The following is a 12,457-nucleotide window of genomic DNA, read 5'->3' as shown; positions in this document are numbered from 1 at the left end:
ATAGATGAACGGATTTTTCATTACTGCTACCGATACGGACGTTGGCAAGACGATTGTAGCAGGAGGAATAGCTGGTGTGTTGCGCGCGAGGGGCTATGATGTTGGTGTGTATAAACCAGTTCAAAGCGGTCATCTTGTAAAGCATCGGGATGGAGATGCCACGCGCTTAAAGGCACTATCAAACGTAGATGATCCAGTCGAGGAGATTTGTCCGTACGCTGCGGTAGAACCACTTGCCCCTGTATTGGCACTAAATCGTTCTGGGCAACAGGTTACCTTGCAGGATTTGCGGCATCATTATGAGCGATTGGCGAAAAAGCATGATGTGATGTTGGTTGAAGGAGCTGGAGGACTTGCGGTTCCGTATGTAGAGGACGGACTTGTTGTTGATGCGGCTGTTATGTTTGGTTTGCCTATTATTATTGTGGCACGGCCAAATTTAGGGACGGTGAATCATACATTATTAACTATTTCATATGCAAAGGGGCATGGGTTACAGGTTGCGGGCGTAATTCTATCAGACTATCAGAAAGACATAGCAGGAATTGCAGAGCAAACCAATCCATCGATGATTGAACAGTATAGCGGAGTTCCCGTGTTAGGTGTTATCCCGCATATTGAAAACCCTCGGTCGCGGGAACATGTGATTTCCATAGTGGAACAGTCTATTGAATGGAGTAAGCTTGGGAAATTTCAAATAAAGGAAAGAGGGATGAAGGATGAAAGCAGTTCAAACAGATTGGAAAGCATTGGCGCAAGGCGTCGTCCAAGGATATAAAGTCACAAAGGAGGAAGCTCTTGCAATCGTGCAGGCACCAGACGAAGAGTTGCTGGCTATTTTAAACGCAGCTTTTATCATTCGCCATCATTACTATGGCAAAAAGGTGAAGTTAAATATGATCATTAATACGAAGTCTGGATTATGTCCTGAGGACTGTGGATATTGCTCTCAGTCAATTGTCTCTGAAGCGCCAATTGATAAATATGCGTGGCTGACAAAGGAGAAAATTGTGGAGGGAGCGCAGGAGTCCATTCGCCGAAAGGCAGGTACATATTGTATTGTTGCATCAGGACGCCGTCCGACTAATAAGGAAATTGATCATGTGATTGAAGCGGTAAAGGAAATCCGTGAAACAACAGATTTGAAGATTTGCTGTTGCCTTGGCTTTTTAAATGAAGAGCATGCAAGCAAGCTGGCTGCGGTGGGTGTTCATCGTTATAACCATAACTTGAACACATCGCAGGAAAACTATAAAAACATTGCATCTACCCATACGTATGAGGATCGTGTAGATACGGTTGAGAAGGTCAAAGGGTCTGGTATGTCTCCGTGCTCGGGTGCTATTTTTGGTATGGGGGAATCAGATAAAGAGGCTGTCGAAATCGCATTTTCACTTCAGCAGCTTGATGCAGATTCCATTCCTTGTAACTTCCTCAATTCCATTGACGGAACGCCGCTTGAAGGACGTGCCGAGTTGAATCCGCGCAAATGCTTAAAATTGCTTGCGATGATGCGCTTTGTGAATCCTGCAAAGGAAATTCGTATTGCCGGAGGGCGCGAGGTGAATCTAGCTTCTCTACAGCCGCTTGGGTTATATGCAGCAAATTCGATTTTTGTCGGAGATTATTTAACGACAGAAGGTCAAGAAGTTCGGGCTGATTGGAAAATCATTGAGGACCTTGGTTTTGAAATTGAAGAGTGCGCTCTGTAATGATAGCGAGATATTTTGCCTCCAAACATAATGGATATACGGTGTAAAGAAAACATGAGGTGGTATGTTTGCAAGAAGAAATGTTTAGTGTCCGAATGAGGGCGGCTGAAGGCGGCTCTCATGAGGATGGCGGCTTTCATATATCCGGTGGGGAAACGCTTGTTGCGAAACGCTCCTTAGAGGCTGCGGTGCAGGAATTGCTGCAAAAGGCACTGCTGCATAGCCGCGGGGATGCTGACTTTATTCAGCTTGTGATGGAAAGGATTGTACCGCACGAGATTTTACGCGTTCCGCCGCTGCCTGTGATAACAGCAACAGCAGAACATATGCATGAAGGCAGACTGTATGCCATGCGGTATTTACAAACCCTTTGTATCTCAGAGCAAGCAGCTCGAAAAGGGATCGAGTTGCTTGCGAGTCAGACGAATTTACGAGGTGCTGCAATTATGAGCGCTTCAAGCGGAGAGCGTCTTGATGCAGGGCTGCAGGGGGTGCGTGCAACTCGAATGGGATGGACGGAGGATGGGTATAAGCAATGGGCGAGCCGGCATACCATTGCATCTCCGCGAATAACGGAGGCACTCGCTCTTGCCACAAAGGTGGCACACGCTCCGTTTGTCCTTGCCGAGCTCTGTTGGTCTGATGACCCTGAATATGTTACCGGCTATATTTCCTCCCTTAAGGAAGGGTATGTACGCATTCCCCATTTGAAAGAAAAGGGAGATTTTAGCGGAGGAAGAGTCTTTTATGTCTCTGATGATGTACAGTTAGAAGAGCTGACTTCCTATTTGGAAAAAACGCCAATTTTAATAGATAGGGGATAAGATGGGCAATGTACTTTCTATATCATTGGCATGAAATACAGTTCTGATAAAAAACAGGCTGTGGAAAACATTTTTTTCACAGCCTGAATAATTCCTCTCTTGCTGAAGGGAATTATTTTTATTGTATAGAACGAGAATGCAAACGGAGCGTTACTGGATAAGGCCTCCCATATTTCCACTGTTCATACTGCTATTGGCGATATCCTGTCTTACCTGCTGTGCATCTGTTCTAGAAAATCCTGGCTGCATAGCGGAATGAGAGCCTGCAAAGCTAGCGTTTTGAGGCGAGAAGCTACCAGGTTGCTGCGTGTACCCTCCCATGTTTCCACGGTTCATGTTCATGTTGCTATTGGCGATATCCTGTCTTACCTGCTGTGCATCTGTTCCGGAAAATCCTGAATGCATGGCGGAATGAGAGCCTGCAAAGCTAGCACCTTGAGGTAAGAAGCTACTCGCTTGCTGCGTATATCCTCCCATGTTTCCACGGTTCATATTCATAGTGCTATTGGCGATATCCTGTCTTACCTGCTGTGCATCTGTTCCGGAAAATCCTGAATGCATAGCAGAATGAGAGCCTGCAAAGCTAGCGCCTTGAGGTAAGAAGCCACCCGCCTGCTGCGTATATCCTCCCATGTTTCCGCTGTTCATGTTCATAGTGTTATTAGAGATATCCTGTCTTACCTGCTGTGCGTCTGTTCCGGCAAATCCCGGCTGCATAGCGGAATGAGGACCTGCAAAGTTAACATTGTGCTGTCCCTGCATGGCTAATTGCTGAGCTGCTTGTTGGATTTGTTGAAGTGCCTGTTGAGCTTGTTGAGCTGCCTGATAAATTCGATGTGGCATATCGATTCCTCCTTGTATTGTTGTTATAAACAACAATGATTAGAGTCTGCTCTGTTCTTCTTTTTATACACGTTTGTTTATAAAAATTGTTTATTGCTCCACTTTAAGAAAGTATAAATTCAAAACCATTAATTTACAATTAAGTGTAAAAATAGGAGGAAGATAGAGTGCCTGTCTCGAACAGTACATATTAAAGAAGTTCTTAATTCTTATTATATGAATAAGATACAGATTTTACAGGCTGTATATGGCTCCCTACAGTATAAGCTGCCCTCTAAGAGTGACTCTTTGTAGCTTGTCATGGTGTATTTCTGACAGGTTAACGGAGGTATAGAAAGAATTTCACTTGTTTGCTGGGGATTTGGTTGTATCTTCTAAATGGATTAGATTTTTTTATATTTTCTCAGTTTATTATTCTATTGCAAGACGACAAACTTCGACATCGCATGCTATAATCAAAACGGATATGGAATATTGAAATATTTTGTTTTAGGAAATAAAATCTATAAAGGGTGGAGATGTATAATGTTAGATTTTACAATTAATCAACCAAATTTAAATATTGTAGCCGAGCAGCTTAAGGTAATTGCGCACCCGGTGCGTTTGCAAATACTTCAGATCTTGATGGAGCGCGGGCCACAAAATGTTACATCTCTATATGAGGGCTTAGGACTCCCGCAATCTACATTGTCACAGCACCTTGCAAAAATGAAGTCGGCACGTATCGTATTAGGGAACCGAAAAGGATTGGAAATTTATTATGAGGTGTTGGATTCCCGTATGAAGCAAATCGTCTCTTTAATTAATGAACAGGTATAGGAACATAAAGAGTAAGAGACTATTTTTTAGGGCACTGCTGTTAGTAAGTGTTATCTAGAAACGGCAATGCGCAGTATGAATTGTCAAGAAAACTCGCCAATCGGCGAGTTTTCTTTATTTTGCCATGCATGAATATAGCCGCCTTATCAGCATATCTATCTGTATATTGATTCATCCATAAATAGGAGCATACATTCTTATTGGAGATGGATGATTTCTTAAGGGAGATGAGGTGAGTGATATGAATCTTCCAAAGCAGGTAGAAATTATTGAGGTGGGTCCGAGGGATGGGCTGCAAAATGAGGCGGGCTTTATTCCTACAGAACAGAAAATTGCTTTCATTCACTCCTTAAATGGCACAGGAATACGGAGAATGGAGGCGACCTCCTTTGTCCATCCGGTATATGTTCCGCAAATGAAAGATGCAAAGGAATTGCTTGAGGGAATTGAACGTTTTCCGCAAATTCAGTATATGGTACTTATCCCGAATGAAACTGGCTATGAACGGGCAGTGGCAAGCGGGGTGCGAGATCTTTCTTTCGTAATAGGGGTGAGTGATAGCTTTAATCTGAAAAATATAAAAATGACGAGAGAAGAATCGATTAAGCGACTTGAAGCGGTAATTAAGAAAGCAAAGAAAAATGGAATGTTTATTCGTCATAACATCTCCACTTCGTTCTGGTGTCCATATGAAGGAAAGGTGGATGCTGCTCTTGTGCTGGAGATGCTTAAAAGAATTGATGCCCTCGGGGTAGATGAGATCGTGATTTGTGATACGATCGGCCGGGCGAATCCACAGCAAGTATTCGATCTGTTTCAGCGGGTCTTTTCCTTGCGGCCAAATGCGATGATTACCGCACATTTTCATGATACGTACGGCTTAGCACAAGCAAATATACTAGCTGCCCTGCAGGCTGGTGTTGTTCGTTTTGATGCTTCTATCGGAGGATTAGGAGGTTGTCCGTTTGCGCCGGGAGCGGCAGGGAATGTTGCGACAGAGGACGTAGTCTTCATGCTGCATGAGATGGGAATTGAAACAGGGATTGATCTGCCATCTCTTCTTTCCTGTGTGGAGCTGGTCAAATCGTTGACAACACGCGAATTAACGGGCCATTTTCATCGAGCGAGAACAGGTAGAGCGTAGCGCGTGATAAGGGAAATATTCTCAAAAGCTGCACATCAGAAACCACATGATGAAAGAAGAGGGAAGTTGTTCTCTGTTATATAGCGAGTACTTTTTTGACATAAGAAAGTATTACACCTCCCTAATTTGTGAATGATAGTAATAAGGGAGGTGTAATACGATGGCTAGAGATGTTCTTTGTGAAGTGAACAACTGTAAATATTGGGCTACTGGAAACAAATGCAATGCGGAGGCTATCTATGTAGTGAGCCATAAAGGCAAACAAGCGTCTGATAGCAAGGAAACTGATTGTCAAACATTTGTACCGGAATTGTAATGCTTTGCGGGTAACCACTAGCTGGTTACCCTTTACAATATATAGTATTGATAATAACTATCATTTTCATTCGGTATATTGATTATTTTTTAGTATTTATTTTTCGGCAGTAATGTTTATCCTCCATTTCGATAGCCCTGCCTGCCATCAAATATTTTGTGTATCTAGGGGTAAGCAACAGCACGCTGATTCCAAGTAAACGAAGAGGCAGCCCCATCTTTGCTGGCTGCCCCTGAATAGAGTTGCTATATTCTCGATAAAAGAGCGGTGATAGCAAATGAAGAAGCTACAATCAGAACGGACAAGCCAAAGCCGCTTAATAACCCCGTTGTGAGCCGCAGTATATTGTTGCTTGTTCGCCATTTCCATAGCTGTGTATAGCCGTCTATTAGAAGCGGGAGTTGGCTTAGCAAGCCGATCCAAAACGGAATATGCCAGCTAGAGAGCAGTAAAAGCGGTATGAACAAGTACCCGGCTAAGATGCCAGTGCATCTTGCGCAAAGCGGCAGCGCCTTGCCGTTTATGTGCAGACAGCGCTCTCGCTTCCGATGACACGGAACAATTTTAAGCAAGGATATCAATTGCAATCCACCCCGCAGCACTCTAAACCGTCACTATCACAGTCCACAAAATCAAGAGACGCACAATCAGGCGTACAATTTGTGCAATTCCGCTCTATTCTTTTGTAATAGTAGATACCAATGAACAAAGAAAGCATAATAGCAAGCACGAGACATACGATTGCTAACGTAAGCTGCCAAGAATCCCGATTTTCCGAGAAAAAGAGAAGCCCCGAGCAAATATATAAAATCAAATTCAGTGTGGTAAGCAAGAAAAACAATGATGTATCCCCCTTCAGAAGCATTTCTATTCCTTATGCAAACTGGCCGTCATGCATTCCATATTTCGCACAGCTGCTGCAACGCGCCGTACTTTAAGGATCAATTCCCAGCTAGAAGCGAATTTGACGTAGCCAGAAATTTTAGGAACAGAGTGTAAGTGCGGCTGCGTCTCTGTCTTCGCCTAGCGTCTCGCCAATCGATGAGTTTTCTGGATAACACAAAATTCCCATATATTTCTTAGGTCTATTATAAATGATATGCTCCTGTTGTGGGGAAAAAACAAAAGGGGATTGTTTACACTTTAAGAAAGTATAAATTTCTAGCTAGGAGACAATTCGACGTAGCGAGAAACTTTAGGAATAAAGTATAAGTAGGGCTACGCTTCTGTCTTCGCCCAAGGGCAGGGCTCACCAATCGACGAGTTTTCTTTAACTTGGGGACAATAGGTATGGAGAAATGAATATGAAAAATACCTCCTTGATCTTAGGGGGGTTATATTGAATAGTTGAAGCCCTTTGGATTGTGAATATAAAGAATAGCCTAGAGAAAATGTTCATGGAATACAGCCTAGGAGGGATTTTATATATTATGTGTCCTATGTAAGCTGCTGCATGACACTTTTTCGATGTTGCAGGAATCATGTCTTGTTTTAATCTTTGTAAAGTAACGCAAGCTAACAATAGGTTTGTATGCAAAAGTCTACAGGAGGAATTTCAAAATGTCGGTTTTTAAGCGTTTGCGTGATTTAACCATGTCTAATGTATATGCTTTGATTGAAAAGGCAGAAGACCCTATCAAGATGACAGATCAATATTTACGCGATATGCAGCAGGATTTAGAGGATGCAGAGAAGAGTGTAGCAGCGCAAATCGCGCTTGAGAAAAAGTTTAAAGTGTTATATGAAGAGCAGGAGGCTTTAGTAAAAAGGCGTGAGGAACAGGCACATACGGCTGTGCAGGCCGGTAATCTGGATTTGGCACGCCGCGCTCTAGAAGAAAAGAAAAATGCCGAGCAAAAGGGGAAGGAATACAAAGCAAGTTACGAGCAAAACAAAGCTGCTGCCGATAACTTACGAGCGAAGCTCGAGGAGATGCGCAAGCAGGTAACCGAGCTGAAAAACAAGCGTGAAACATTGGTAGCGCGCGTGAATGCAGCAAAGGCACAAAAGAACATTCATAAGGCTATGTCCGGATTTGATTCTAACACTGCCTTATCGGGATTAAAGCGGATGGAGGAGAAGGCGCTTCAGCTTGAAGCGGAAGCGGAGGCGAGCGGGGAAGTGTATAAGAAAGAAAAGTCGCTGGATGAGGAATTTATGCATTTAGGACGGGACAAAGAAGTTGAAGACGAATTGGCACGTATTATGAAGCAGTATGAGAAGTAAGAAAAGAGCTGCCGGCACACAACCTAATGGTGTCGGCTCTTTTCTATCTGACGTATATTGAAGACAGGGGAGGGGTGAACTCGTGAGCGTATTTAAGCGTATTAAAAACATAATGAAAAACCCGGAGCCGCCTAAGACGGAAAAAAGCATTTTAACGCTTGGTCCTGGCGATATTGCCGAGGTTTCGTTAGTCACCTATGAAGTGATAGGACGTACAACATCTGTGAAGCAGAGTGAAACGTTTCTAACATTACAGGATGGAAATATTATCCGATACTTAAAGATTGAACAGCGTGAAAAGCTATATTATAAACTATATAGCCCCATTGACGGACGTTTAGATTCCATCCATGAAATACCGTCAACGATTGAAATGGATGATGTGATGTATCATTTGGAGGATCAATATGCTTGTTATGTTTCTGTTATAGGACATACACCTTTTTCTGCAGCTGGAGAACAGCACATATGGGAATTTCAATCGGATAACCGAAAACTGCTTCGCATTGAATGGCAGGACGGACGCATGATGATGTATGAAGGTGAAGCCATTTTACCGGCAGACGTGCAAGTTATACGGGCAACATAAGGGGGCACCACTATATGATTCAGCGGCTGTTTGCGCTCATTTTAGCCGTTGTATTTTCCGTATCTGCTCTGACAGGCTGCATTAGCCAGAGGAGTACAAGTGGTGGAACAAGTTCACTTGCAGGCTACCCATTAGAATCCGTTTCACAAAACGGAAATCAACGCTCCTACGTATATCGGGCTGCAAATGAAACCGTTCCACAGGTAGCAAGGAAATTTACGGAGCAGCACAAGCCAACTCAGAGCTCAAAAGAAGATAATCAGCAAATGTTTCTTGTGTATTCTGATGAATTGTATAGTATTCAGCAGGATAAGGATAAACCATCTGACACGTTAATTGAGGTCAGCAACAAGGAGTTTGTGCAGCAAAACTATAGCTTATCCTTTTTGCAGGGATATTTTTTGGCAAGCATATTGAATGATTTATTTGATTTTGGGAAGTCATATGGCGGAAATTATCGTGGTTATACGAGCCGTGACACGTATAAGCCGGTTATAGATTACCGTCCGCCGACCGCAGCTGAGCAAAAAAGCGTTCCTCCTTTAACGAAGGAAGGGGTCGGAACGATTACAAAGCGCAGCAGCTCTGCAGACACTTCAGCAAAAAATAAAAATGTTACACCTCCTGCAGACCCCAACAAAGGAACAATTACAAAGCCGCCGAACACATCAGGCGGTAGTAATGGCTCGACTGTGAGACCAAGATCTTCTACCATTTTGCCTCCAAAGAGTTATTCTCCGCCACGGACAAGTAGGGGCACGGGTCGTATTAGAAGAAGATAGTAAGGATATTCTCAAAATAACTAAACAAAAAAGCGGACAGGGCCTATTTTGCTTGCGGAGGATTTTTCTCGCAACAAGAGGATCATGTCCATTTTTTGCATATATACCTTTCAGAATTTTTATATTCATGATATGAAGCTTTGGAGAATACATTTACAAAGAGATGAAAAGAAAGGTGAAATTCCCTGTTGGTGAATAAGGAGGGGTTTATGATGAACCAACCAGATCAAACCTTTACTCGGATGAAATCCTATACTCCGTTTCATAGTGCATTTGACCCATGTCCGCCCATTGGACAAAAATATTATTCTACACCTCCCCATTTATATTTAGGATTTCAGCCCCCTAATTTAGAGCAATTTCCCCCGAAGGAAGCTTTGAAAAAGGGGACATTATGGCCTATTTTATATGACTATTATGAAAATCCATATAAAAAGTAGGGGGTAATGTGCATGCAGCAACCTTTACCGCAGGAATATTATGAGCTTCTTGAGGATTTGCAGGCAGCTGACTTTGTATTGGTTGAGCTTACCTTATACTTAGACACCCATCCTTGGGATCTGGCTGTTATTAATCAATTTAATCAGTATGCACAGTACAGGCAGCAAGCAAAGGTGACCTTCGAGTCAAAATTTGGTCCTTTGCAGCAATATGGAAACAGCTATGCGGATGAGAAATGGAGCTGGAACAACTCACCTTGGCCTTGGCAGGTATAGAAAGGAAGGGATTATATGTGGATTTACGAAAAAAAGCTGCAGTATCCTGTAAAGGTTAGTACGTGTAATCCAAGGCTTGCCAAATTTTTGGTGGAACAGTATGGGGGAGCGGACGGTGAGCTCGCGGCGGCATTGCGTTATTTGAATCAACGATATACGATTCCTGATAAAGTAATTGGATTATTAACAGATATTGGGACAGAGGAGTTCGCTCATTTAGAAATGATTGCGACGATGATTTATAAGCTTACTAAGGATGCAACGCCGCAGCAAATGCGTGATGCGGGCTTAGATGAGCATTATGCGAACCATGATAGTGCTCTCTTCTATCATAATGCGGCAGGCGTTCCGTTTACCGCGACCTTTATACAGGCGAAAGGAGATCCGATTGCTGATTTATATGAAGACATTGCCGCAGAAGAGAAGGCCCGTGCGACATATCAGTGGATTATTAATATGTCGGATGACCCTGATTTAAATGATTCCTTACGCTTTTTAAGGGAAAGAGAAATTGTACATTCTCAGCGATTCCGGGAAGCAGTGGAGATATTGAAGGAAGAGCAAAATCAAAAGAAGGCTTTTTGATTAGAAGACAATGAAGAAGAACCGCCATCCTTTCTTAGAAAGAAAATGGCGGTTCTTTTTCATTTTATGCTGAGTGTGTTATGTTACCTATACGCTTTGCTCAACAGGATGGCTGTATTTTCGAGATGAGATATGAAATGCCCCATAACAAACGGCAGAGACACTGCAAAATAGAAATAAAATAAAGTAGAGAAACGCCGTATTGAAATAGTCAATAATGAGTCCTTCTGTTGAGTTTCCGATAATACTGCCAATTCCAGAGGTAACCGAAGCGAACACAGTTTGGTATGTTGCATTTGTTTTTGCCGTTGAAAAGGAGTGGACAGTTTCCACAGCGGCGACAGTGAAAAGAGCGAAGCAAATTCCATTCTTTTTTTTTTATCCCATCCTTTGTTATAATGAAACGTATTGATTTTGTGAATAATGAGGGATTTTGCAGATGGCGTTTAAAGTAAGAACTATGAGTGAAAAGCTATCCTCGGTACAATTGATTGTGCTGTTTTATTTCTTAGCTGTAATGGTTTCTACCGTTCTTTTACTGCTTCCGGCGGCACGGAATCCAGGCGCTGAGCTTTCTATTGTAGATGCGTTATTTACGGCGGCAAGTGCTGTGAGTGTAACAGGTCTTACAGTTGTTTCTACCGCCGAAACATTTAGTACAACCGGTTATTTTATTTTAATTTTTATTGTCCAGTTTGGCGGCATTGGCATTATGACGCTCGGGACGTTCGTTTGGCTTATTATGGGGAAGAAAATTGGATTTAAGGAACGGCAGCTTATTATGATTGACCAAAATCGTTCCACCTTTTCCGGTTTAGTCCAGCTTATGCGAGAAATTTTAAGTATTATTATTACGATAGAGCTTATTGGGTCGGTTGTGTTAGGCACATATTTTTTGCAGTATTACCGAACGTGGCAAGAGGCTTATTTGCATGGATTGTTTGCTGCTGTAAATGCCGCGACCAATGCAGGATTTGATATTACCGGTCAATCAATGATTCCGTATGCTCATGATTATTTCGTACAAGCGGTTCATATGATCTTGGTGATTCTAGGTGCGATTGGTTTTCCTGTGCTGGTTGAGCTTAAAGAATATATTACATATAAGGGCAAGGGAAAGAGCCCGTATCGCTTTTCGTTATTTACGAAGCTGACGACAAGCACCTTCTTTTTGCTGCTTGTCATTGGCACATTTTTTATTTACTTTTTTGACCGTCATCATTTTTTTGCTGATAAGACATGGCATGAAGCATTATTTTATGCATTGTTTCAAGGAGTGTCCACGCGAAGTGGAGGTCTTGTTACGATGGATTTAAACGATTTTTCTACACCAACTCAGCTTGTACTGGCTGCACTTATGTTTATCGGAGCATCTCCCAGCAGTGTGGGAAGCGGTATTCGTACGACAACATTTGCGATTGTGGCGCTGAGTATTTTGGCTTACGCAAAAGGACGCTCTACAGTGAAGGTCTTTCGGAAGGAAATTCATCCTGTTGATGTGCATCGTTCGTTCATTGTTTTGACAGTAGCGGTGTTTTTGTGTGCTGTATCGTTTATCATCTTAGCTAGCACGGAGCCCTCACTGAGTTTGACGGCTATTGTGTTTGAAGTGTGCTCTGCCTTTGGGACAACCGGCCTGTCTCTTGGTATCACATCAGAGTTAAGTACGCTAGGGAAATTGCTTTTGATTGCGCTGATGTTTATCGGACGTATTGGTATTTTCTCGCTCCTGTTTTTAATTCGCGGAAAAGTGGTTAAGGAGAATATCCATTATCCGCAGGAGCGAGTGAGTATTGGATAATTAGATAGATATGAACGTGTAGTGTAACGCCTATTACCTTTGTCAGTGAGGTGATAGGCGTTTTATATAAAAGCTGCCGTATGACGATATTTTTTGGGGG

At 42.7% G+C, this 12,457-nt stretch carries 17 protein-coding genes; 13 read left to right on the top strand and 4 right to left on the bottom strand.

The window, feature by feature from the left end; all coding sequences use genetic code 11:
- Positions 1-4: 4 nt before the first annotated feature.
- The 3 genes from bioD to EP737_RS05945 all read left to right on the top strand — a co-directional run bounded on the left by bioD (position 5) and on the right by EP737_RS05945 (position 2,536).
- Entirely contained in the window at positions 5-778 is a 774-nt protein-coding gene (bioD, locus tag EP737_RS05955) for a dethiobiotin synthase (RefSeq protein ID WP_129727001.1), read from the top strand.
- Positions 720-1,712, top strand: coding sequence for a biotin synthase BioB (gene bioB / locus EP737_RS05950; RefSeq protein WP_129727000.1), 993 nt, complete (start codon positions 720-722; stop codon positions 1,710-1,712). Before bioD ends, bioB begins: the two co-directional genes overlap by 59 nt.
- Positions 1,713-1,780: 68 nt before the next feature.
- Positions 1,781-2,536 carry a 6-carboxyhexanoate--CoA ligase gene (locus tag EP737_RS05945; protein WP_129726999.1) on the top strand — a complete coding sequence of 252 codons (756 nt, stop codon included), beginning with the start codon at positions 1,781-1,783 and terminating at the stop codon, positions 2,534-2,536.
- A gap of 150 nt (positions 2,537-2,686) precedes the next feature.
- Here EP737_RS05945 and EP737_RS05940 read toward each other — a convergent pair whose 3' ends face one another.
- On the bottom strand, positions 2,687-3,379 hold the full coding sequence (locus tag EP737_RS05940; protein ID WP_129726998.1) for a hypothetical protein: 693 nt from the start codon (positions 3,377-3,379) through the stop codon (positions 2,687-2,689).
- Between the two features lie 525 nt (positions 3,380-3,904).
- Here EP737_RS05940 and EP737_RS05935 point away from each other — a divergent pair.
- From EP737_RS05935 to EP737_RS05925, 3 genes are all read left to right on the top strand, one after another.
- Positions 3,905-4,198, top strand: coding sequence for an ArsR/SmtB family transcription factor (locus tag EP737_RS05935; protein WP_129726997.1), 294 nt, complete (start codon positions 3,905-3,907; stop codon positions 4,196-4,198).
- Between the two features lie 241 nt (positions 4,199-4,439).
- Positions 4,440-5,342 (top strand): hydroxymethylglutaryl-CoA lyase, encoded by a 903-nt coding sequence (locus EP737_RS05930; protein WP_129726996.1) that lies wholly within the window; start codon positions 4,440-4,442, stop codon positions 5,340-5,342.
- Between the two features lie 160 nt (positions 5,343-5,502).
- Positions 5,503-5,658, top strand: a complete 156-nt coding sequence (locus tag EP737_RS05925) for a DUF1540 domain-containing protein (RefSeq protein WP_129726995.1) — start codon at positions 5,503-5,505, stop codon at positions 5,656-5,658.
- Between the two features lie 245 nt (positions 5,659-5,903).
- Here the strand turns inward: EP737_RS05925 and EP737_RS05920 are convergent, their stop codons facing one another.
- Together EP737_RS05920 and EP737_RS05915 are read right to left on the bottom strand one after the other, a co-directional pair.
- Positions 5,904-6,239, bottom strand: a complete 336-nt coding sequence (locus EP737_RS05920; protein ID WP_425455850.1) for a DUF2085 domain-containing protein — start codon at positions 6,237-6,239, stop codon at positions 5,904-5,906.
- A complete protein-coding gene (locus tag EP737_RS05915) occupies positions 6,236-6,499 on the bottom strand; it encodes a hypothetical protein (RefSeq protein WP_129726994.1) in 264 nt (87 codons plus the stop codon). The genes EP737_RS05920 and EP737_RS05915 overlap by 4 nt, the downstream gene beginning before the upstream one ends.
- A 719-nt stretch (positions 6,500-7,218) precedes the next feature.
- Between EP737_RS05915 and EP737_RS05910 the strand changes: the two genes are divergently transcribed.
- The 6 genes from EP737_RS05910 (at position 7,219) to EP737_RS05885 (ending at position 10,556) form a co-directional block, all read left to right on the top strand.
- Entirely contained in the window at positions 7,219-7,884 is a 666-nt protein-coding gene (locus EP737_RS05910; protein ID WP_129726993.1) for a PspA/IM30 family protein, read from the top strand.
- A gap of 82 nt (positions 7,885-7,966) precedes the next feature.
- On the top strand, positions 7,967-8,473 hold the full coding sequence (locus EP737_RS05905; RefSeq protein ID WP_129726992.1) for a DUF4178 domain-containing protein: 507 nt from the start codon (positions 7,967-7,969) through the stop codon (positions 8,471-8,473).
- A gap of 14 nt (positions 8,474-8,487) precedes the next feature.
- A complete protein-coding gene (locus EP737_RS05900) occupies positions 8,488-9,255 on the top strand; it encodes a DUF4247 domain-containing protein (RefSeq protein WP_129726991.1) in 768 nt (255 codons plus the stop codon).
- Between the two features lie 209 nt (positions 9,256-9,464).
- The gene (locus EP737_RS05895; protein ID WP_129726990.1) at positions 9,465-9,695 is read left to right on the top strand and encodes a spore coat associated protein CotJA; all 231 of its coding nucleotides are present in this window, start codon (positions 9,465-9,467) and stop codon (positions 9,693-9,695) included.
- Positions 9,696-9,707: 12 nt separating this feature from the next.
- Positions 9,708-9,971 carry a spore coat protein CotJB gene (locus EP737_RS05890; protein ID WP_129726989.1) on the top strand — a complete coding sequence of 88 codons (264 nt, stop codon included), beginning with the start codon at positions 9,708-9,710 and terminating at the stop codon, positions 9,969-9,971.
- 15 nt (positions 9,972-9,986) lie between these two features.
- Positions 9,987-10,556, top strand: a complete 570-nt coding sequence (locus EP737_RS05885; RefSeq protein ID WP_129726988.1) for a manganese catalase family protein — start codon at positions 9,987-9,989, stop codon at positions 10,554-10,556.
- A gap of 87 nt (positions 10,557-10,643) precedes the next feature.
- On the opposite strand, the gene EP737_RS05880 is transcribed toward EP737_RS05885, so the two are convergent.
- A complete protein-coding gene (locus EP737_RS05880; protein ID WP_129727071.1) occupies positions 10,644-10,919 on the bottom strand; it encodes an MFS transporter in 276 nt (91 codons plus the stop codon).
- A 76-nt stretch (positions 10,920-10,995) separates the two neighbouring features.
- On the opposite strand from EP737_RS05880, the gene EP737_RS05875 reads away from it, so the two are divergent.
- Positions 10,996-12,357, top strand: a complete 1,362-nt coding sequence (locus tag EP737_RS05875; RefSeq protein ID WP_129726987.1) for a TrkH family potassium uptake protein — start codon at positions 10,996-10,998, stop codon at positions 12,355-12,357.
- The last annotated feature ends 100 nt before the right edge of the window (positions 12,358-12,457 follow it).

Origin of the sequence: Ectobacillus funiculus, assembly GCF_004138295.1 — a bacterium.
GTDB classification, from domain to species: domain Bacteria; phylum Bacillota; class Bacilli; order Bacillales; family Bacillaceae_G; genus Ectobacillus; species Ectobacillus funiculus.
This window is presented reverse-complemented; position numbering and strand designations above follow the sequence as displayed.

What these genes read in the sequence shown, in the direction of transcription:
- EP737_RS05935 (WP_129726997.1), top strand. Translation starts at nt 3,905, where the DNA reads ATGTTAGATTTTACAATTAATCAACCAAATTTAAATATTGTAGCCGAG.
- EP737_RS05930 (WP_129726996.1), top strand. Translation starts at nt 4,440, where the DNA reads ATGAATCTTCCAAAGCAGGTAGAAATTATTGAGGTGGGTCCGAGGGAT.
- EP737_RS05875 (WP_129726987.1), top strand. Translation starts at nt 10,996, where the DNA reads ATGGCGTTTAAAGTAAGAACTATGAGTGAAAAGCTATCCTCGGTACAA.
- EP737_RS05925 (WP_129726995.1), top strand. Translation starts at nt 5,503, where the DNA reads ATGGCTAGAGATGTTCTTTGTGAAGTGAACAACTGTAAATATTGGGCT.
- EP737_RS05890 (WP_129726989.1), top strand. Translation starts at nt 9,708, where the DNA reads ATGCAGCAACCTTTACCGCAGGAATATTATGAGCTTCTTGAGGATTTG.
- EP737_RS05885 (WP_129726988.1), top strand. Translation starts at nt 9,987, where the DNA reads ATGTGGATTTACGAAAAAAAGCTGCAGTATCCTGTAAAGGTTAGTACG.
- EP737_RS05895 (WP_129726990.1), top strand. Translation starts at nt 9,465, where the DNA reads ATGATGAACCAACCAGATCAAACCTTTACTCGGATGAAATCCTATACT.
- bioB (WP_129727000.1), top strand. Translation starts at nt 720, where the DNA reads ATGAAAGCAGTTCAAACAGATTGGAAAGCATTGGCGCAAGGCGTCGTC.
- bioD (WP_129727001.1), top strand. Translation starts at nt 5, where the DNA reads ATGAACGGATTTTTCATTACTGCTACCGATACGGACGTTGGCAAGACG.
- EP737_RS05940 (WP_129726998.1), bottom strand. Translation starts at nt 3,379, where the DNA reads ATGCCACATCGAATTTATCAGGCAGCTCAACAAGCTCAACAGGCACTT.
- EP737_RS05910 (WP_129726993.1), top strand. Translation starts at nt 7,219, where the DNA reads ATGTCGGTTTTTAAGCGTTTGCGTGATTTAACCATGTCTAATGTATAT.
- EP737_RS05900 (WP_129726991.1), top strand. Translation starts at nt 8,488, where the DNA reads ATGATTCAGCGGCTGTTTGCGCTCATTTTAGCCGTTGTATTTTCCGTA.